The sequence below is a fragment of the Pseudomonas sp. PGPR40 genome (genome assembly GCF_022014505.1).
Taxonomy (GTDB): Bacteria; Pseudomonadota; Gammaproteobacteria; order Pseudomonadales; family Pseudomonadaceae; genus Aquipseudomonas.
Genome location: NZ_JAKLSP010000012.1, coordinates 1 through 19,575, shown reverse-complemented (window position 1 = coordinate 19,575; position 19,575 = coordinate 1). Strand labels below are relative to the sequence as shown.

The following is a 19,575-nucleotide window of genomic DNA, read 5'->3' as shown; positions in this document are numbered from 1 at the left end:
TTGCTCGCGAAGACGGCAGTACAGTCAATATTGATGTCGCCTGACACTCCGCTTTCGCGAGCAAGCTCGCTCCTACAGGGTTCCATGTCTTAACACGAAGGCTGGGAACAACTCGCGCATGGCCTCCCACAACTCTGGCAGCAAGGCTTGCGCCGAAACACTCGGCAACAGCGGGTCGAACATCCGCTCGGTGCGAACCAACTGCACGGCAAAGCGTTTGACGCCGAGCGCACTCAAGCGTTTTGCCAAAATCAGAAGACGCGCCGGATCAAACAGATGCCAATGCACGGTAGTGCGACATTCGTAGTCCACACCACTGGCCAGCAGATGCTCAAGGCTGCGCCAGTTAGCCGTTCCACTGCCCTCGACCCGGGTGATGGCCTGGCAATCCTCGGGCAACGCCTTGACGTCGAAACCGACCCAATCCGCACCGGTCAATGCCTTGGCGAAGGCGGCAGGCTTGATGCCGGCGCTGTGCAAGCCGATGCGAAATCCCATGTCCCGCACTTCGTCCATCGCTCCAAGCAAGCCGTCCTGCAGAGTCGGCTCACCGCCGCTGAACACCACCGCATCGAGCAGGTCCTGACGACGTTGCAGAAACGCCAACACCCGCCGCCAATCCACTTCCTCACTGCCACGAGGCGGAATCAGCTGCGGGTTATGACAGTAACGACAACGCCAGGCGCAACCCTGGCAAAACAGCACGCAGGCGAGCTGTCCCGGATAGTCGATAGTGGTCAGGGGCACCATGCCCCCGACCCGAAGCATTCGACTCATTGGCGCCCGGCCAGTGCCGCGCTTTCAGTGAAGTGCACCCGCTCACGGTGCTCCGACTGTTTACCCGGATTGAACGCTGACACCGGACGGTGATAGCCCATTACGCGGGTCCAGACTTCGCAGCGTTGACGTTGAGCCTGAGGCAGTGGTTGCGATGCAGTCATGGTGAAGCTCCTTGCAGTTGAGTGGATCGAAAATCAATGAACAGCGCCGGTTTTCTGTTCTTGTAGCAACAGGGCCTCGTCGCATTTGGGGCAGAATTCATGCTCGCCATCGAGGTAGCCGTGCACCGGGCAGATGGAGAACGTCGGCGTTACGGTCAGGTACGGCAGGCGGAAACGTCCAAGGGCCTTGCGCACCAGTTGCTTGCAGGCCTGGATCGAGGAAATCCGCTCGGCCATGTACAGATGCAAGACCGTGCCGCCGGTGTATTTGCATTGCAGCTCGTCTTGAAGTTCCAGGGCCTCGAAGGGGTCTTCGGTGTAGCCCACGGGCAGTTGCGAAGAGTTGGTGTAATACGGCGCCTGCGTACTGCCCGCCTGGAGAATGTCCGGATAGCGCTTGAGGTCTTCCTTGGCGAAGCGGTAGGTGGTGCCCTCCGCCGGTGTTGCTTCCAGGTTGTAGAGATGACCGGTTTCCTCCTGAAAGCGCAGCAACGTGGCGCGCACATGGTCCAGCAGATTCAGGGCAAACTGGCGGCCGTGCTCGGTGTGCATGCCCTCCTCGTCGCCGCTGAAATTGCGCAGCATTTCATGCACGCCGTTCAGGCCGATGGTGGAGAAATGGTTGCGCAAGGTGCCCAGGTAACGCTTGGTGTAAGGGTACAAACCGGCATCCATGTGGTGCTGAATGACTTTGCGCTTGACCTCCAGACTCTCCATCGCCAGCTCCATCAGCGTGTCCAGGCGCTGCAACAAACCACTGGTGTTGCCCTTGAACACATACCCCAGACGCGCGCAGTTGATCGTCACCACGCCAAGCGATCCGGTCTGCTCCGCCGAACCGAACAAACCGCCGCCACGTTTGAGCAACTCGCGGACATCGAGCTGTAACCGGCAGCACATCGAACGCACCTGATTGGGCTGCATGTCCGAATTGAGAAAGTTCTGGAAGTACGGCAAACCGTAACGCGCCGTCATCTCGAACAGACGATCAGCGTTTTCACTGTCCCACGGAAAATCATGGGTGATGTTGTAGGTCGGGATTGGAAAAGTGAACACTCGCCCTTTGGCATCGCCAGCCTGCATCACCTCGATGTAGGCGCGGTTGAGCAGGTCCATTTCGACTTGCAGGTCGCCATAGGCGAATGGCATTTCCTCACCATCGATGACAGGTATCTGCTCACGCAAATCCTGCGGGCAAACCCAGTCGAAGGTCAGGTTGGTGAATGGCGTCTGAGTGCCCCAGCGTGACGGCACATTGAGGTTGTAGATGAACTCCTGGATCGCCTGGCGCACCTCCTGATAACTCAGTTGGTCCTTGCGTACATAGGGCGCCAGGTAGGTGTCGAACGAACTGAACGCCTGAGCGCCGGCCCATTCGTTTTGCAAGGTACCGAGGAAATTCACCATTTGCCCCAGGGCACTGCTCAAGTGCTTTGGCGGACCGGCTTCGACACGTCCCGGCACACCGTTAAGCCCCTCGTGCAACAGGGTGCGCAGCGACCACCCGGCGCAGTAACCGGCGAGCATGTCGAGGTCGTGCACATGCAAGTCCGCTTCGCGGTGGGCCTGGCCGATGGCCTCGCTGTACACCTCGTCCAGCCAATAATTGGCAGTGACCTTGCCCGATACGTTCAACACCAGCCCGCCCAGTGAGTAGCCCTGATTGGCGTTGGCCTGGACCCGCCAGTCTTCACGATCCAGGTACTCGTTCATCGAGGTCGCCACTTCGACCATGGTCCGGCGATCGCGGCGCAAACGCCCGTGTTGTTCGCGGTAGACAATGTAGGCGCGCATGGCGAAGAAGAAACCGGCGTCCATCAACACCCGTTCGACCCGATCCTGGATCTGCTCGACGTGCAGCCTTGGCAGACCTTCCAGTCGGGCGAGTACCGCCTGAAGCAAGCCTTCAACCTCAACCTCGGTGTACTCCCCGGTTGCCTTGCCGGCAGCGATCAACGCCTGACGGATCTTGTCCGCATCAAAGGCGACCAGACTGCCATCGCGTTTGTGCAAGCGGTTACATCCTACTGAGATCAGCGTGCTCTGCATTCGGCCTCCAGATACTACATATAGATGTTTATAGACAAACAAACACAACATGCAGTGAAGGCTACGGACAAAGGGCTGATCTGCAATTGATCGATATCAAGATTTGGCGGTGAAAAAAACTACCCAAAGACGGCGAGGATCTAATGTGGGAGCGGGCTTGCTCGCGAAGAGGCCATCACATTCAACATCATTGCTGACTGATAGACCGCCTTCGCGAGCAAGCCCGCTCCCACATTGGATTTGCTGTGTTTTACAGAACAGCTCAACCACCGCTCATGTTCATGAACCGCACAATTTGCACCTCCCCTTCCGGGCTGAAATCGTGGCGCAACGGCTTGCCGCGCAACGCCTTCTGCACCGCGTTGATTACGGGTTGATCATCCAACGGATATCGCCGCAACAATCCTCTTAAATCCAGCGCGTCCTCCTGCCCCAGACAAAGCAACAGCTTCCCTTCAACAGTCATCCTCACCCGGTTACAGCTGCCACAGAAGTTGTGGCTGTTGGGTGAAATGAAACCGATCCGGGTATCGGGATGGCGTTCCAGGCGCACGTAGCGCGCCGGTCCGCCGCTGTTTTCAGTGCTGTCGAGTAACCGATGCTGGCTGGCGATCAGCGTCCGTACCTCGTCACTGGAACAAAACGATTCGCCCCGGGAACGCCCGACCTCGCCCAAGGGCATTTCTTCGATGAAACTGATATCGATGCGCTGATCGATGGCGTATTGCACCAACGCTGGCACTTCATCGAAGTTGCGCCCTTTCATCACCACGCAGTTGAGCTTGATCCGCTCGAACCCCGCGTCCCGCGCCGCTTCAATGCCGTTGAGTACCTGATCGAGATCGCCGATGCGGGTGATCGCGCGAAACTTCTGCCCGTCCAGGCTATCGAGGCTGATGTTCATCCGCTTGACCCCCGCCTCTGCCAGTGGCCGGGCCAGACGGCTCAATTGCGAGCCATTGCTGGTCATCACCAGTTCGCGCAAACCGGGCAGCGCGGCGATGTTGCGGCACAGTTCGACAATGCCCGGACGAATCAGCGGTTCGCCGCCGGTGAGGCGAATCTTGCGTACGCCCAACCCGACGAACAGCGTTGCCAGACGCTGCAATTCTTCCAGCGTGAGCACCTGCTGGCGCGGCAGGAAGGTCATGTTTTTCGCCATGCAATACACACAGCGAAAATCACAACGGTCCGTCACCGACATCCGCAGATAATCGATCTGCCGTCCAAAGCCATCCTGCATCACAGCGTTCATCACATCTCCCGGATTGTCTCGATGCTCACTGCACCAGCGGTGAATCGGCGCCCTGCAAGTGGATGCCGCGAATATCCGCCGCACCGATCAGGGTTTGCAGGTACTGCACCAGCGCTTTTTGCCAGACGCCTTGCTGCAACTGCGTGCGAATCGCCGTCGACACCACTTCATAGGGCAACGGCATGCCTTCGATCCGCTGATCGACACTGACCACATGCCAGCCGTAGCGACTTTCCAGCGGTTTGCTGGCCAGGCCCGGCGCCAGAGTGAACAGCTGACGTTCCAGTTCGGGCACGGTCTGGCCCTTGCTGATCTGCCCCAGAGAACCGCCCTGAGCCTTCGACGGGCAGGCCGAATACTTCACGGCCAGCTCAGCGAAACTGCCGGGAAAATCTTCCAGACGTTGCAGCAAAACTTCCGCTTGTTCATGCGCAACGGCGCGCGCCTCGACATCATCCGGCGCGCATTCGAGCAGGATGTGCCGAACCGCCAGCAACGGCGCACTGTGAAAGCGCCCGCGATTGTTTTCGTAGTAGCGAAGGCTGGTCTCCTCGTCGCACTGGGGCACCTGCACTTCGCGTTCGAGCAACAAGCGCGTGGCGGCTTCTTCTGCGTTTTCACCCGCGCCGATCTCCAGCGCCACGCCGAGTTCGGCAATACGCTGCTGCAACAACTCGCGGATCACCAGCGCCCGGGCGGCCAGGTACACCGCCTCCTCGCGGCTCTCGGCCGGGTGATATTGCAGCTCTTGGGCCATTGCCTCCGGGGTGATCGACACCTCGTTGACGCTGATGATCGGCCACTCCTGTTCGCTGCTGGCGATCAGCTGCGCCGGGGCGTCACCGGCAACCGCTGGCTCAACCGGAAGTGCTTCGAACTGCGCCTCTGCGACGGGCGCGATGTCGAGAACGTCCTCGGCTTTTTTGGAAGAGCCGCAGCCACCGCTGCCGCCGTTACCACCACCACATCCACATCCACCTGACATGATTTTCTCCTCAGACTTTCTGCCGAACGATTTGATAACGGCGTCCCAGGTACCCGACCGGTGCACTGACGATGTGTACGAGACGGGTGAAGGGGAACAACACGAACAGGGTCAAACCGAGAAACACGTGCAGCTTGTAGATCAGCCCGACCGGCGCGATGGCCGCCGCCGCTTCCATCGGCCGCAACAGCACGGTGTTCTGCGCCCAATCGGCGAGCATCACCATTACCGAGCCATCCATATGCGCGGTAGACGCCGCAATTGTCAGCAGACCCAGCAGCAATTGCGCCAACAGCACCAGCAGAATCAGGATGTCCGAAGGGTTGGAGGTGGCCCGTACCCGAGGATCGGTCAGACGCCGCTTGACCAGCATCAGCAAGCCAATCAGGCACAACAGGCCGAAGAACCCACCGGAGACCATTGCCAGCAACTGCTTGTTCTCAGTGCTGATCACATGGTGATAAACCGACGCTGGCATCAGCAGCCCGACAAAGTGCCCGGCCAGCACGAACAGCACACCGATATGGAACAAGTTGCTCGCCACACGCATGCCGCGCTGATTGAGCATCTGGCTGGAGCCAGCCTTCCAGGTGTACTGCGACAGGTCGAAGCGTGCCCAACTGCCAATCAGGCAAATCATCAGGGCCACATAGGGATAGATCCCGAACAACAACAGGTTCCATTTAGACATTGCCTACCTCCTTGGCTGGCGCGGCGGCCAACCCTTCATGCTGAAAATCCACCCAGTGCAACGGCACCGCGCTTTCTTCCCGAGCCTTGCCCGGTGCGCTTGGCAGTCCACTGCAACGGTCCTGCTGTTCGGCCTGGAGAAAGTCCACGGCCTCCTCTTCCCAGACTTTGTCGAGGGCTTCGAGGGAGTCGTCGCGCGGTTCCGCCGCCACCTGCGCCCGCAGGTCGGCCACCGCCTGATGGGGCTCGGCCCCGGCAATTTGCAGCAGCGCGCGGAAGCAACTGGCATAGGCGCTTTCGCGCTCTTCCAGACGCGCCGCGAGCAAGGCCAGCAAGTGCGAAATATCCGCCAGGCCCTCGCGGGCCTCCAGGTCTTCGCGGGTGGACAGGAACTCCAGGTACAGCGGGATATAGTCCGGCAGCTCTTTGACGCCGATGGCAAAACCGGCTTCTTCGTATTGCGCCATCATGTCGACCATCGCCTGACCACGGTCGCGGGACTCGCCGTGCACATGTTCGAACAACAGCAATGACAGCGAGCGACCTCGGCCGAACAGCGCACCGTAGTGCTCCTGCCCGTCCATCAGGTCATTGGCGCAGATCAGCTCGAGCAATTCGAACAACGCGCCGCGTTGCTTGGGGCTGATTTCCCGTGACTGGATGATCGCCTGCTCCAGTTCGTCGCGCCCGCCAACCAGCGTCTCGGTCGGATAGTCGAGCAGCAGCGAAATCACTTTGAGAATTTGCATGCTCATTCCTCCCACAGCTGGACGGTTTTCAGGACGTCGCGGCGGTTGGCTTTCTTCGCACCAAACATGTTGGTGTCGGAACTGCCGCTGCAGCCGCTGCCGAAACTGAAGCCGCAACCGGAGCGCTCGGCAAAGGCGTCGCTCATGGCGTCTTCACGGTGTGCGCTCGGTACCACAAAGCGGTCTTCATAGTTGGCAATCGCCAGGTAGCGATACATTTCCTCGACCTGGGCCACGCTCAAACCGACATCCTTCAGTACTTGCAGATCCTGAACGCCATCGACTTGCTCGGAACGTTTGTAGGCGCGCATCGCCAGCAAGCGTTTAAGCGCGCGCTTGACCGGTTTTTCATTGCCGGCCGTCAGCAGGTTGGCCAGGTACTTGAGTGGAATACGCAGGCTGTCGACATCCGGGATCACCCCGTTCATACCGACGGTGCCGGCAGTGGCGGCGTTCTGGATCGGCGACAGCGGCGGTACGTACCAGACCATCGGCAAAGTGCGGTATTCCGGGTGCAGTGGCAGTGCGAGTTTCCAGTCCACGGCCATTTTGTAGACCGGCGAACGCTGGGCTGAATCAATCACCGACTGCGGCACACCATCGGCCAAAGCCTGGCGAATCACTGCCGGGTCATTCGGATCGAGGAAAATCTCCAGTTGTTTCTCGTACAGGTCTTGCTCATTGGCGGTGCTCGCCACCTCGCTGATGCGGTCGGCGTCATACAGCAGCACACCGAGGTAGCGAATGCGCCCGACACAGGTTTCGGCGCAAACAGTCGGCATCCCGGCTTCGATACGCGGGTAGCAGAAAATGCACTTCTCGGATTTCCCGCTCTTCCAGTTGAAGTAGATTTTCTTGTACGGGCAGCCGCTGATGCACATCCGCCAGCCACGGCATTTTTCCTGGTCGATCAGGACAATCCCGTCTTCTTCGCGCTTATAGATCGCCCCGCTCGGGCACGACGCCGCGCACGCCGGGTTGAGGCAGTGCTCGCACAGGCGCGGCAGATACATCATGAAAGTGTTTTCGTATTCGCCGTAAATGTCCGCCTGGATCTTGTCGAAGTTCTTGTCCTTGCGACGCTTGGCGAATTCGGTGCCGAGGATCTCTTCCCAGTTCGGGCCCCACTCGATTTTTTCCATGCGCTTGCCGGAGATCAGCGAACGCGGGCGCGCAGTGGGCTGATGCTCGCCCAACGGCGCGGTGTGCAGGTGCTGGTAATCGAAGTCGAAGGGCTCGTAGTAATCGTCGAGGCTCGGCAGGTCCGGGTTGGCGAAAATATTCGCCAACACGCGGAATTTACCGCCGATGCGCGGGTTGATCGTGCCATTGGCGTTGCGGATCCAGCCGCCCTTCCACTTGTCCTGGTTTTCCCATTCTTTCGGGTAACCGATACCGGGTTTCGATTCGACGTTGTTGAACCAGGCGTATTCCATGCCTTCACGGCTGGTCCAGACGTTCTTGCAAGTAATCGAACAGGTGTGGCAACCGATGCACTTGTCCAGGTTCAGCACCATGCCGATTTGTGAGCGAATCTTCATCTCAGTTCTCCTCGATATCGGTCGGCAGAGGACGCGGCAGGTCATCGCCGTTTGAGCCATCGAGCCAGTCGACCTTGGCCATCTTGCGTACCACGACGAATTCATCGCGGTTGCAACCGACCGTGCCGTAATAGTTGAAACCGTAGGCTTGCTGGGCATAGCCGCCGATCATGTGGGTCGGCTTGAGCACGACGCGGGTGACCGAGTTGTGGTGACCGCCACGGGTCTTGGTGGTTTCCGAACCAGGCACGTTCACGATCCGTTCCTGGGCGTGGTACATGATCACCATGCCGTCCTTGACCCGCTGGCTGACCACCGCCCGGGCGGTCAGTGCACCGTTGACGTTGAAGCATTCGATCCAGTCGTTGTCCTCGATGCCGGCGCGTTTCGCGTCGTTCTCCGAGAGCCAGACAATCGGCCCGCCGCGGCTGAGGGTCAGCATCAGCAGGTTGTCACTGTAGGTACTGTGAATGCCCCATTTCTGGTGCGGGGTGATCCAGTTCAGGACGATTTCGATTTCACCGTTGCTTCGCTTGCCTTTCACCCCTTCGATGGTGCGAGTGTTGACGGGCGGGCGATAACTCATCAGTTGCTCGCCGAACGCCTGCATCCACGGGTGATCCTGGTAGAACTGCTGGCGACCGGTGATGGTGCGCCATGGGATCCCTTCGTGAACGTTGGTGTAGCCGGCGTTGTAGCTGACGTGATCGTCTTCGAGACCCGACCAGGTAGGGCTCGAAATGATCTTGCGCGGCTGCGCCTGAATGTCGCGGAAGCGAATTGCCTCGTGTTCCTTGGATACCGCCAGGTGGCTGTGATCGATGCCGGTAAATTCCGACAACGCAGCCCAGGCCTTGACGGCGACATGGCCATTGGTTTCCGGCGCCAGGGACAGAATCACTTCAGCCGCATCAATCGCCGTGTCGATTTTCGGCCGACCATGGCTGATCCCGGCAGCGCCTTCGCGGTGATTGAGCGCACCGAGGAATTTCACTTCGGCGTCGGTGTTCCAGTTGATGCCCTTGCCACCGTTGCCGTGTTTTTCCAGCAATGGCCCGAGGGACGAGAACTGTTTGTAGATGTTCGGGTAGTCACGCTCCACCACGTGCAGGTTTGGCGCGTTCTTGCCTGGTTCCGGTGCCACGCCGGCGCTTTTCCAGTCGGTGCCGCCAAACGGTTGGGCCAGTTCGCCAACGCTGTCGTGCATCAGCGGGATGGTCACCAGGTCCTTCTCAACGCCCAGATGCCCTTCGGCCATGCTGGAAAAGGCCTTGGCGATGCCTTTGTAGATTTCCCAGTCGGAACGCGATTCCCACGCCGGGTCGATGGCGGCCGACAACGGGTGAATGAACGGGTGCATGTCCGAGGTGTTCATGTCATCTTTTTCATACCAGGTCGCGGTCGGCAAGACGATGTCGGAATAGACGCAGGTCGAGGACATGCGGAAATCCAGCGTGGTGACCAGATCGAGCTTGCCGATGGCGCCCTCGTCCACCCATTCGGCTTCTTCGGGTTTGCAATCGCCGACCTGGCCGATGTCTTCGTTCATCACCCCGTTCTTGGTGCCGAGCAGGTATTTGAGCATGTACTCGTGGCCCTTGCCCGAGGAGCCCAGCAGGTTGGAACGCCAGATGAACATGTTGCGCGGGAAATTGACCGGGCTGTCCGGCTGTTCGCAGGAGAAGCGCAGCGAACCGTCCTGCAGCGACTTGACCACGTAGTCTTTCGGGTCCATGCCGGCCGCAGCCGCGTCGCGGCAAATGTGCAAAGGGTTAGTGTTGAGTTGCGGTGCGCTGGGCAACCAGCCGGCACGTTCGGCGCGGATGTTGTAGTCCAGCGCATGCTCAGGGAATTGCGATTTGTCGGCCAACGGCGAGAGCACGTCGTGCATGCTCATTTTCTCGTGGCGCCACTGCGAACTGTGGGCGTAGAAGAAACTGGTGCCGTTCATTTGGCGAGGCGGACGGTTCCAGTCCAGGCCGAACGCCAGGGGCAGCCAGCCGCATTGCGGACGCAGTTTTTCCTGGCCGACATAGTGCGCCCAACCACCACCGGTCTGGCCGACACATCCGCAGAGCATGAGCATGTTGATCAGCCCGCGGTAGTTCATGTCCATGTGGTACCAGTGATTCATCGCCGCGCCGACGATGATCATCGAGCGACCCTTGGTCTTGTCGGCGTTATCGGCGAACTCACGGGCAATCTGGATGGCTTTCTCGCGGCTGACGCCGGTGATCTGCTCCTGCCACGCTGGGGTGCCAGGCACCGAGGCGTCGTCGTAATCCTTGGCTACGTTGGCGCCACCGAGGCCGCGATCGATCGCTAGGTTGGCAGCCGACAGGTCGAACACGGTGGCGACCTTGGCCACGCTGCCATCCGCCAGCACCACGTTATGCACTGGCACGCGGCGGTATTGCACAGCATCGCCGGCCACGTGCTGGAAATGCTCGTGGGACTCGCCGGCAAAATACGGGAACGCCACTTCGGCAACGTCATCACCGATCAGGCTCAGCTTCAGATCAATCTCACGGCCCTCGCCACCTTCACGAGGCAGAATGTTCCACTTACCCTTCTCGCCCCAGCGATAACCGATGGAGCCTTGAGGGGAAACCAGTTCGCCGCTGACATCCAGCGCGATGGTTTTCCATTCCGGGTTGTTTTCCTGGCCGAGGTTGTCGGTCAGATCGCTGGCGCGCAGGAAGCGGTCCGGCTGGTAACCGGCGCCCGGTGCCTTGTCGACCATTTGCTTGAGCAGCACCAGCACCGGCAAATCGGTGAAGCGCTTGGCGTAGTCAGTGAAATAAGCGCTCGGTTTGTCCAGGTGGAACTCTTTGAAGATCACATGGTTGAACGCCTGCGCCAGCGCCGCGTCGGTGCCCTGCTTGGGGTTCAGCCACAGGTCGGTGAGCTTGGCGACTTCCGAGTAGTCCGGGGTGATCGCCACAGTCTTGGTGCCCTTGTAGCGGACTTCGGTAAAGAAGTGCGCGTCCGGGGTACGGGTCTGCGGGACGTTAGAGCCCCAGGCAATGATGTAGTTGGAGTTGTACCAGTCGGCCGATTCCGGCACGTCGGTCTGCTCGCCCCAGACCATCGGCGAGGCCGGTGGCAAGTCGCAATACCAATCGTAGAAACTCAGGCACGCGCCGCCGATCAGCGACAGGTAACGCGAGCCTGCGGCGTAGCTGACCATCGACATGGCCGGAATCGGCGAGAAACCGACGATCCGGTCTGGGCCGTATTGCTTGATGGTGTAGACATTGGACGCGGCAATGATCTCGTTGACTTCCTCCCAGTTGGAACGAATGAAACCACCCATGCCGCGCTTGCTTTTATAGGAGTCGGCCTTGGCCTTGTCCTCGACGATGCTGGCCCAGGCTTCGACCGGCGCCATGGTCTGCCGCGCATCACGCCAGAGCTTGAGCAACGGCTTGCGGATCTTCGGGTACTTGAGCCGATTGGCGCTGTAGATGTACCAGCTGTAACTGGCGCCACGCGGGCAACCGCGCGGCTCGTGGTTGGGCAGATCATTGCGGGTGCGCGGGTAGTCGGTCTGCTGGGTTTCCCAGGTGATCAGGCCGTTTTTGACGTAGATTTTCCACGAGCACGAGCCGGTGCAGTTCACCCCATGGGTGGAGCGCACGATCTTGTCGTACTGCCAGCGCGAACGGTAGACGTTCTCCCAGTCGCGCGATTCTTTGCGGGTCTCTCCATGTCCATCGGAAAACTCGTTTTGCTTGCGATTGAGAAACCGCAATTGATCCAGTAAATGACTCACGGGGTAGTCCTCTCAGGCTTTGCTGCGGGGTTCTGTGCCCCGCCCACGCAATGGTTGGATTCGGGTCGGCTTAGCAGGGGGTTGCGGCGCCTTTGCGCGCGTACCACCACCACGTCACCACGATGCAGCTCAGGTAAAAGCCGACGAACATGTAGAAGGCCATCTCCGGGCCGCCGGTCAGGGCCATCGAAGAGCCAAATGATTTGGGAATGAAGAACGCACCGAAGGCGCCCATGGCCGAACTGAAGCCCAGGACGGCGGCAGATTCTTTGCCGGCGTTTTTCAATGCTTGTTCGCGTACGGCGGGTGGTTTTCCGGCCGAGGCTTTTTCATGTTGGGTGCGGAAGATCACCGGGATCATGCGGAAGGTGGAGCCGTTGCCGACACCAGTGGTGATGAAGAGCAACATGAACAGGCCGAGGAAGCCGTAGAAGTTGCCGCCGGTGCCGTTCTGCGGCAGGAAGTGCATGACGCCGAAGACCATCGCGATCATTGCCACGAAGTTCCACAAGGTCACTTTCGCGCCACCGAGCTTGTCCGCCAGCCAGCCACCCAATGGACGGACCAGCGCCCCCACCAACGGGCCGAGGAAGGCGAACTTCAAGGCGATGACGTCAGGAAAGGAGGTTTTGATCAGTAGCGGAAACGCCGCGGAAAAACCGATGAACGAACCAAAGGTCGCCAGGTACAACCAGCACATCAGCCAGTTGTGTTTGCGTTTGAAGATGACAGCCTGTTCGCTGAACGAGGCCCGGGCACTGGACAGGTCATTCATGCAGAACCAGGCCAGTACCGTCACCAGGACAATAAACGGCACCCAGATGAAACCGGCGTTCTGCAGCCACAACTGGCCACCGTCCGGCAACGCTTGCGACGAGCCGCCCACGAAGCCGAACACCCCGAAGGTAATCACCAGCGGCACACAGAACTGCATCACCGAGACGCCCAGATTACCCAACCCTGCGTTGAGGCCCAGGGCTGTGCCCTGCTGCGACTTGGGGTAGAAGAAGCTGATGTTGGACATGCTCGAGGCGAAGTTGCCGCCGCCAAAACCGCAGAGCAAGGCAATCAACACGAACACGCTGTAGGAGGTGCTCGGGTCCTGCACCGCGAAACCCATCCAGATCGATGGCAGCAACAGCGACGCGGTGCTCAGGGCAGTCCAGCGCCGGCCACCGAAAATCGGCACCATAAAGGAATAGAAGACCCGCAAGGTCGCGCCGGACAGGCCCGGCAACGCCGCCAGCCAGAACAGTTGGTCGGTGGTGAAGCTGAAGCCGATGGCGTTCAAACGCACAATCACCGTGCTCCAGACCATCCACACCGCAAAGGCCAACAACAGTGCAGGAATGGAAATCCACAAGTTGCGAGTGGCGGTCTGTTTGCCGCTACTTCCCCAGAACGCGGGGTCCTCGGGGCGCCAGTCATGAATGACCGGGCCTTTGTCAGGCTTTTGCAGAACGGACATGTTCTTCTCCTTGGGCAATGCTGGAAATCGGGGACGGGGTCAGCAGCGGCGCTTTACCCAGCACCGGGCTTTTGCGTATTTCGGTGAAGTACATCCAGGTGAGGGAGACCCAGACCACGCCGTACATCAACATGAAGCAGGACGAGCGCACGCCGGTGAGGTCCACCAGGGCGCCGAACAGAATCGGCAGCACAAAACCGCCCAGGCCACCCGCCAGACCGACGATGCCGGACACCGCTCCCATGTTTTTCGGGTAGTCATTGGCGATGTATTTGAAAACCGAGGCCTTGCCGAACGCGAAGGCGATGCCCATGACGAACAGCAACACGGTGAACAGCGCGGGGCTCAAACCGATGTGAAAATCCACCGGGCCGTTTATGGTCTGCACTTGCAGTTGGGTCTGGGGATACGAGAGCAGGAACAGGCAGATCCAGCTGACCCACAACACCCACCAGGTCACGCTTTGCGCACCCCAGCGATCCGACATCCAGCCGCCGACGGCGCGCAGAACGCCACCGGGCAGGGAAAAACAGGCTGCCAGCAGCGCTGCGCTTTGCAGGCTGAAACCGTATTCCTGCACGTAGTACTTGGTCATCCACAGGGCCAGGGCAACGTAGCCGCCGAAGACGATCGAGTAGTACTGGCAGTAGCGCCACACCGCAGGGTCTTTCAGCGAGCGCAGTTGCTCACGCAAACTGGCACCCGAGGCACTGCGGTGGTCCTTGTTTTCGGCACTGAGAAACCAGAATGAAAGCGCGGTGATAAAGAGAATCGCGCTGAAGACTTTCGGCACCAGTTGCCAACTGCCGGCCGCAATCAGTGCCGGGGCGAGAAACTTGGTCACCGCAGCCCCGGCGTTACCGGCGCCGAAGATGCCCATGGCGAAGCCTTGATTCTCTTTGTCGAACCATTTGGCGACGTAGGCAATCCCGACCGAGAACGAGCCACCGGCCAGACCAACGAACAAGCCCAGCACCAGGAACTGCCAGTAGGCGGTGGCATGGCTGATCAGATACAGCGGTGCGACGCAGGCCAGCATCAGCAAAAAGAACACACTGCGCCCGCCAAAACGGTCGGTCAGCAAACCCAGCGGCAAACGCACCAACGATCCGGTCAGCACCGGGGTTGCGGCCAGCAGGCCGAACTGGGTTTCGTTGAGCTGGAGCAGTTCCTTGATCGGCACCCCGAGCACGGCAAACATCATCCAGACCATGAAGCACACAGTGAAGGCCAGCGTGCTCATGCCCAGCACCAAGCCTTGTCGTACACGCGGTGGGTTCACAATGCTCTCCAGTCAGTTAGCCATGGCGGCAGACTAGAGAGGCGAACCCGGCAAAAACTTGATCCAGGTCAACGAAGCCCATGGGGGCTCAAGCCTATGCTTGCACTGCCTACCTCCAAGGAGGTAGTGCAAGAAAACCTTAAAAACCTTTATTTATCAGGTTGTTAATGGTTTTAACCCACGCTTTTGCTGCCAAGGAACAGTCGACAACTCTTTAGAGGTAGCGCGCCTGGATCGGCGGCAAAACCACACGCTGGAACTTTGCATGCTCTGTTTTCTTATTTATTGCCCGGACCTTCGCCGATGATGCGCTGGTTGCGCAGCTCCCTGCCCGCTCGCGCCGGGCTGGCGGTGATCCTGATCGCCGTGCTGGCACTCGCCAGTTCATTGAGCGCCGGGCTGATTGCCTGGTTCAGCCAGGGCGATGCCGCAGCCATCAACACCGCAGGCTCGGTGCGCATGGAGACCTATCACCTGAGCTGGAAACTCGCCGCTGGCGCCGCCGACGAAGAAATCGCCGCCATCATCGACAGCCTGCAAAACCGCTTGGACAGCCACTCTCTCAAAGCAGTACTGGAAGATGGCCCGACCGCCGCCCTGCAAGTCAGCTATGGGCAAATCCAGCAACAATGGAACGAAGATTTACTCCCGGCATTGCTGCGCGCAGATGCCGCCTATTTTCAGGTCCAGGCCCAATCCTTCGTTGAGCAACTGAACCAGTTCGTCGATCTGTTGCAGCGCCAAAGCGAACAAAAGCAAGGCTGGCAACAGGCGATCCAGGGTCTGGCCCTGTTCACCACCATGATTGTCCTGCTGATCGGGTTGTACGAGTTGCAGTACGGTGTCGTCACGCCTCTCAAGGAGTTGGTGGACGCAACCCAGCGCTTTCGTCGCGGCGACTTCAAGGTGCGGGTCAACCATCAGTCCCAGGACGAACTGGGCCAGTTGGCCACGAGTTTCAACACCATGGCCGAGACGATCGAAGAGTCACATCGCACCCTGGAAAGTCAGGTCCGGCAAAAAACCCTGAACCTGCAACAAGCCAACGCGGCCCTGGAATTGCTCTATCAAAGCAGCCGAAGCCTGGCCACACGCCTGGCCAATGCCGAGGGGCTGGATGAATTGATCCGCCGCTTCCAGCAACGCCTGCCCGGCTTGCGCCTGTCGCTGTGTCTGCAAGGCCAACTGCAGGCACCGGCCCAACAGTTACTGGCCCTGCACGGCGCGAATATCCGCGAAGTCTGCGCCAGTAGCGACTGCGCCACTTGCCAGAAGCACCACAAAGCCAATCCGCAAATCTTCAGCATCAGCAACCAGGGCAGTGAACTGGGTGAGCTCAAGGCGCACTTTGTCGACGGGCACCCCATGCAAGCCTGGGAAACCCGACTGATCCAGGCCCTGGCCAACCTGATTGGCACCTCGCTCTCGCTCAAGCGCCAACGGGAACAGGACCATCGCCTGCTGCTACTCGAAGAACGCACGATCATCGCCCGCGAGCTGCACGACTCGCTGGCCCAGGCCCTGTCCTACATGAAGCTGCAAGTCAGCCGCATGCAGACCCTGATGCGTCGCGGCGAACCGGTCCAGACCCTGGAAACCGTCACCGCCGAATTACGCGAGGGGCTGAACAATGCCTATCGCCAGTTACGCGAGTTACTCACGACTTTTCGCTTGCAGATTCACGACGCGGGACTGGTACAGGAACTCAAGGACACGGCCGAGGAATTTTCCCGTCGCGGAGAATTTCAGGTGCACCTGCACGTCGACTCGCTGGCCTTTGAGCTATCGGCCAGCGAACAAATCCACCTTTTGCAGATCACCCGCGAGGCGCTCTCCAACTGCCTGCGCCACGCTCATGCGCAAAACGCCTGGCTGCAATTGCGCCAGGACGGCGAGACGGTCAGGTTGTCGGTCGAAGACGACGGTCGCGGCTTCAGCGGCAACGTCGACCAACGCGAACACCATGGCCTGAACATCATGGATGAGCGCGCTCGCAGCTTGCGCGGCCAACTGCAGATATTTTCCAGGGAGCCCCAAGGCACCCGTGTCCAACTGGAATTCCACCCGGAGTTTCTCGGGCAGCAAACAGAAGGTAGCGCCACATGAACCCGTCCCCACGACACAAAATCCTGCTGGTAGACGATCACCCGATGATGCGTCACGGCATTCGCCAGATGCTCGAACTCGAAGATGATTTTCTGATCGTCGGCGAAGCCAGCCAGGGTGAAGAGGCACTCAGTCTGATCGCGCCGCTTCGACCGGATCTGGTCCTGCTCGACAACAACATGCCGCAAATGAATGGCATCGAAACCCTGCGCCGACTACGAGCGATGAACTACACGGGCAAAGTGCTGCTGTTTACGGTATCGGACGCCGAAGACGATATTCGCGATGCACTGCGCCTGGACGCCGACGGCTATCTGCTCAAGGACATGGAGCCCGAACTGTTGATTCAGTACATCCGGGATGCGCTGAACGGCGCGCTGGTGATCAGCCCGGGACTGACCCAGGTCATGGCGCAAGCGCTGCGCGCTCCTGCGCGTCAAGCCATGGTGGAACTGACCGAGCGTGAACGTCAGGTGCTGAAAACCATTGCCGGCGGCTTCAGCAACAAGGTCATCGGGCACAAGCTGGGCATCACCGAAGGGACGGTCAAAGTTCACGTCAAGAATCTGCTGCACAAACTCGGCTTGCGTTCGCGGGTCGAGGCGGCGGTGTGGGCCATGGAGCATCTGCGCAGTGCGGGCTGACGAGCCTTCCTCTTTGGAGGTAGGCCTGTAGAGGCATAGGTCATCGAGCCTGCGCTCTCTACTATGACGGTCAGCGGAGGTACGCCATGCTGACTCACCCTTCCATCGTTTTAACGTTGCGCCGTCATCATCTGTTCAGCCAACTGCCGGAGAAAGTCTTCGAGGAAGTCTGCGGCCTGGCCCTGCTCAAACGCCTGAGTTGTCATAGCACGCTCATGCACCAAGGGGATCCGGCCAGGCGTTTTTTCCTGCTGGTCAGCGGCCAGGTCAAGTTGTACCGGCTCACCGGTGAAGGTCAGGAGAACCTGGTGGAGATCATTCAGCCAGGCCAGACTTTTGCCGAAGCCTTGCTGTTCAGCCAGGCCCGGCTCTACCCGGTGAGTGCCACCGCGCTGAAGGACAGCGTGCTGGTGAGCATCGACGGCAACCATTACCGCAATGCCCTGGAGGACCAGCCAAAAGTCTGCCTGGCCATCCTGGCGAGCATGAGCGTTCACCTGCACCTGCGTCTGCGCGACATCGATACCTTGACCATGGCCAGTGCGACCCGTCGGGTGATCAATTTTCTGTTCCAGGAGCGCCACCCGGTGACCGGCCAGATTGTCTTGCAGGTGTCCAAACGTCTGGTGGCGTCGAAGCTGGGAATTCAGCCGGAAACCTTTTCGCGGATTTTGCATCGGCTGGTGGAAAGCGGCCTGATTGCCATGGAACGACGCCATATCAGCATCCTCGCTGAGGAGGAACTGGCCGCTTTCCAATAGTCAGAATTGACCGTCATCAAGGCGCCATGCCACACCTCTTGCACACTGACAGAGCCCATCCACGGAGAGTGCAAATGCCCCGTTCATCCCTGCCTTTGGTTTACTCCTGCTCAGGTTGCTCCAACGTCGCCCAACTGGCCAATACCCTGGCCGTGCGACTGGACCGCAGCGGCCTGGCTGAAATGTCCTGCATCGTTGGTGTCGGCGGGCATGTGGCGGCGTTGGTCAACAAGGCACGCTCGGGACGGCGGATTTTTGCGCTGGACGGCTGTCCGTTGCAATGCGTTGAAAACTGCCTCAAGCAACATGGGCTGCAGGCTGATGTGCATCTGATTCTCAGCCATTACGGGGTGCGCAAGCGCTATGGCGAGGACTGCACTGAGGCGCAGGGGGATGAGTTGTTTGAAGGGATCAAGCAGTTGATTGCCAGTGATGCTCGGCAGCATGAAAGTCGGCAGGAAACGATGGCCTGAAGAACAACAAAGACCCTGTGGGAGTGGGCTTGCTCGCGAAGGCTGTCTGCCCGTTGGCCTATAGTTTTGGTCGGAGTACATATCCATTCCTGCGGTAACGGCTTCTTTGGGTTCCGCCCTTACGGCGGGTCACTTTCGAAAAGCGCGAAAGTAACCAAAGCGCTCTTGCCCCTTTCGTTCGGTGCCTCGCCCAGGCTCGGCATGCCCTCGCTCCGGTCCTGCTCCGTGGGCCTCTCGAGGGGGCGAGTACCGCAAAAGCACCGCGAGGCGGCCTACCGGCCGGCCTGTCTCCTCAACACCTGTGCGTACTGATCGTTCCCACGCTCCGCGTGGGAATGCCGCCGGGGACGCTCCGCGTTCCGCTGTCGACGCAAGACTTGAGTCCTGCGCAATGGTGACGCAGAGCGTCACGGGATGCATTCCCACGCAGAGCGTGGGAACGATCAGTGTGGGGACGGCTCCTGTGGCTTTGCTTTGGCTTTGGCTTTGGCTTTTGATCTTGCTTTTGATCTTGATCTGCCCCGTCGGAAGGCCGAGCGCAGGTTCTGCGCAGTGGGCACCGCGGCAAGGATGCCGCGGTAGCCGCCCCCGGCCATGGATGGCCGATGGCGGCGGGCCCACGGAGCAGGACCGGAGCGAGGGTACCCTGAGCCTAGGCGAAGGGCCGTACGTCAGGGGCGAAAGCGCTTTGGTTACTTTGGCGCTTTTCCAAAGTGACCCGCCGTAAGGGCCAGCCCTTTCAAGGTGTTTTCCCTTTATGGGCCTTAAGCACCCGGTCGGTCGACACATGAGCATTGGCAGCCTTTCCCTCCAGCCATTCCTTGGGCTTGGCGATTTTGGGGCCGCGGATGCTTTT

The 19,575-nt window shown here is 59.7% G+C and carries 13 protein-coding genes and 1 pseudogene; 4 read left to right on the top strand and 10 right to left on the bottom strand.

Annotated features, from left to right (window positions below; all coding sequences use genetic code 11):
* Positions 1–72: 72 nt before the first annotated feature.
* The 10 genes and pseudogenes from MEB48_RS12185 to MEB48_RS12140 form a co-directional block, all read right to left on the bottom strand.
* A complete protein-coding gene (locus tag MEB48_RS12185) occupies positions 73–777 on the bottom strand; it encodes an anaerobic ribonucleoside-triphosphate reductase activating protein (RefSeq protein ID WP_237884484.1) in 705 nt (234 codons plus the stop codon).
* Positions 774–2,990: pseudogene (locus tag MEB48_RS12180) on the bottom strand (ribonucleoside triphosphate reductase). The gene MEB48_RS12185 and the pseudogene MEB48_RS12180 overlap by 4 nt, the downstream one beginning before the upstream one ends.
* 262 nt (positions 2,991–3,252) lie before the next feature.
* Positions 3,253–4,245 (bottom strand): GTP 3',8-cyclase MoaA, encoded by a 993-nt coding sequence (moaA, locus tag MEB48_RS12175; protein WP_237884483.1) that lies wholly within the window; start codon positions 4,243–4,245, stop codon positions 3,253–3,255.
* 25 nt (positions 4,246–4,270) lie between these two features.
* Positions 4,271–5,230: a peptidylprolyl isomerase gene (locus tag MEB48_RS12170; RefSeq protein WP_237884482.1), complete on the bottom strand. Its 960-nt coding sequence runs from the start codon at positions 5,228–5,230 to the stop codon at positions 4,271–4,273.
* A 10-nt stretch (positions 5,231–5,240) separates the two neighbouring features.
* Positions 5,241–5,921 carry a respiratory nitrate reductase subunit gamma gene (gene narI, locus MEB48_RS12165; protein ID WP_237884481.1) on the bottom strand — a complete coding sequence of 227 codons (681 nt, stop codon included), beginning with the start codon at positions 5,919–5,921 and terminating at the stop codon, positions 5,241–5,243.
* Complete coding sequence (gene narJ, locus MEB48_RS12160) at positions 5,914–6,669, bottom strand: nitrate reductase molybdenum cofactor assembly chaperone (RefSeq protein WP_237884480.1); 756 nt, start codon at positions 6,667–6,669, stop codon at positions 5,914–5,916. The genes narI and narJ overlap by 8 nt, the downstream gene beginning before the upstream one ends.
* 2 nt (positions 6,670–6,671) lie before the next feature.
* Positions 6,672–8,210 (bottom strand): nitrate reductase subunit beta, encoded by a 1,539-nt coding sequence (gene narH / locus MEB48_RS12155; RefSeq protein ID WP_237884479.1) that lies wholly within the window; start codon positions 8,208–8,210, stop codon positions 6,672–6,674.
* 1 nt (position 8,211) lies between these two features.
* Positions 8,212–11,985 carry a nitrate reductase subunit alpha gene (locus tag MEB48_RS12150; RefSeq protein ID WP_237884478.1) on the bottom strand — a complete coding sequence of 1,258 codons (3,774 nt, stop codon included), beginning with the start codon at positions 11,983–11,985 and terminating at the stop codon, positions 8,212–8,214.
* A gap of 70 nt (positions 11,986–12,055) precedes the next feature.
* Positions 12,056–13,453: a NarK family nitrate/nitrite MFS transporter gene (locus tag MEB48_RS12145; RefSeq protein WP_237884477.1), complete on the bottom strand. Its 1,398-nt coding sequence runs from the start codon at positions 13,451–13,453 to the stop codon at positions 12,056–12,058.
* Entirely contained in the window at positions 13,431–14,735 is a 1,305-nt protein-coding gene (locus tag MEB48_RS12140) for an MFS transporter (protein WP_237884476.1), read from the bottom strand. The genes MEB48_RS12145 and MEB48_RS12140 overlap by 23 nt, the downstream gene beginning before the upstream one ends.
* Before the next feature lie 303 nt (positions 14,736–15,038).
* Between MEB48_RS12140 and MEB48_RS12135 the strand changes: the two genes are divergently transcribed.
* The 4 genes from MEB48_RS12135 (at position 15,039) to MEB48_RS12120 (ending at position 18,719) form a co-directional block, all read left to right on the top strand.
* Positions 15,039–16,841: a HAMP domain-containing protein gene (locus MEB48_RS12135; RefSeq protein WP_237884475.1), complete on the top strand. Its 1,803-nt coding sequence runs from the start codon at positions 15,039–15,041 to the stop codon at positions 16,839–16,841.
* Positions 16,838–17,485, top strand: a complete 648-nt coding sequence (narL, locus tag MEB48_RS12130; protein WP_237884474.1) for a two-component system response regulator NarL — start codon at positions 16,838–16,840, stop codon at positions 17,483–17,485. The genes MEB48_RS12135 and narL overlap by 4 nt, the downstream gene beginning before the upstream one ends.
* Before the next feature lie 86 nt (positions 17,486–17,571).
* Positions 17,572–18,246, top strand: coding sequence for a Crp/Fnr family transcriptional regulator (locus tag MEB48_RS12125; RefSeq protein WP_237884473.1), 675 nt, complete (start codon positions 17,572–17,574; stop codon positions 18,244–18,246).
* Between the two features lie 74 nt (positions 18,247–18,320).
* Entirely contained in the window at positions 18,321–18,719 is a 399-nt protein-coding gene (locus MEB48_RS12120; RefSeq protein ID WP_237884472.1) for a putative zinc-binding protein, read from the top strand.
* The last annotated feature ends 856 nt before the right edge of the window (positions 18,720–19,575 follow it).

Excerpts from the sequence above, each read along its gene's own strand:
- MEB48_RS12185 (WP_237884484.1), bottom strand. The coding sequence starts at position 777 with ATGAGTCGAATGCTTCGGGTCGGGGGCATGGTGCCCCTGACCACTATC.
- moaA (WP_237884483.1), bottom strand. The coding sequence starts at position 4,245 with ATGAACGCTGTGATGCAGGATGGCTTTGGACGGCAGATCGATTATCTG.
- MEB48_RS12170 (WP_237884482.1), bottom strand. The coding sequence starts at position 5,230 with ATGTCAGGTGGATGTGGATGTGGTGGTGGTAACGGCGGCAGCGGTGGC.
- narI (WP_237884481.1), bottom strand. The coding sequence starts at position 5,921 with ATGTCTAAATGGAACCTGTTGTTGTTCGGGATCTATCCCTATGTGGCC.
- narJ (WP_237884480.1), bottom strand. The coding sequence starts at position 6,669 with ATGCAAATTCTCAAAGTGATTTCGCTGCTGCTCGACTATCCGACCGAG.
- narH (WP_237884479.1), bottom strand. The coding sequence starts at position 8,210 with ATGAAGATTCGCTCACAAATCGGCATGGTGCTGAACCTGGACAAGTGC.
- MEB48_RS12145 (WP_237884477.1), bottom strand. The coding sequence starts at position 13,453 with ATGTCCGTTCTGCAAAAGCCTGACAAAGGCCCGGTCATTCATGACTGG.
- MEB48_RS12135 (WP_237884475.1), top strand. The coding sequence starts at position 15,039 with ATGATGCGCTGGTTGCGCAGCTCCCTGCCCGCTCGCGCCGGGCTGGCG.
- narL (WP_237884474.1), top strand. The coding sequence starts at position 16,838 with ATGAACCCGTCCCCACGACACAAAATCCTGCTGGTAGACGATCACCCG.
- MEB48_RS12125 (WP_237884473.1), top strand. The coding sequence starts at position 17,572 with ATGCTGACTCACCCTTCCATCGTTTTAACGTTGCGCCGTCATCATCTG.
- MEB48_RS12120 (WP_237884472.1), top strand. The coding sequence starts at position 18,321 with ATGCCCCGTTCATCCCTGCCTTTGGTTTACTCCTGCTCAGGTTGCTCC.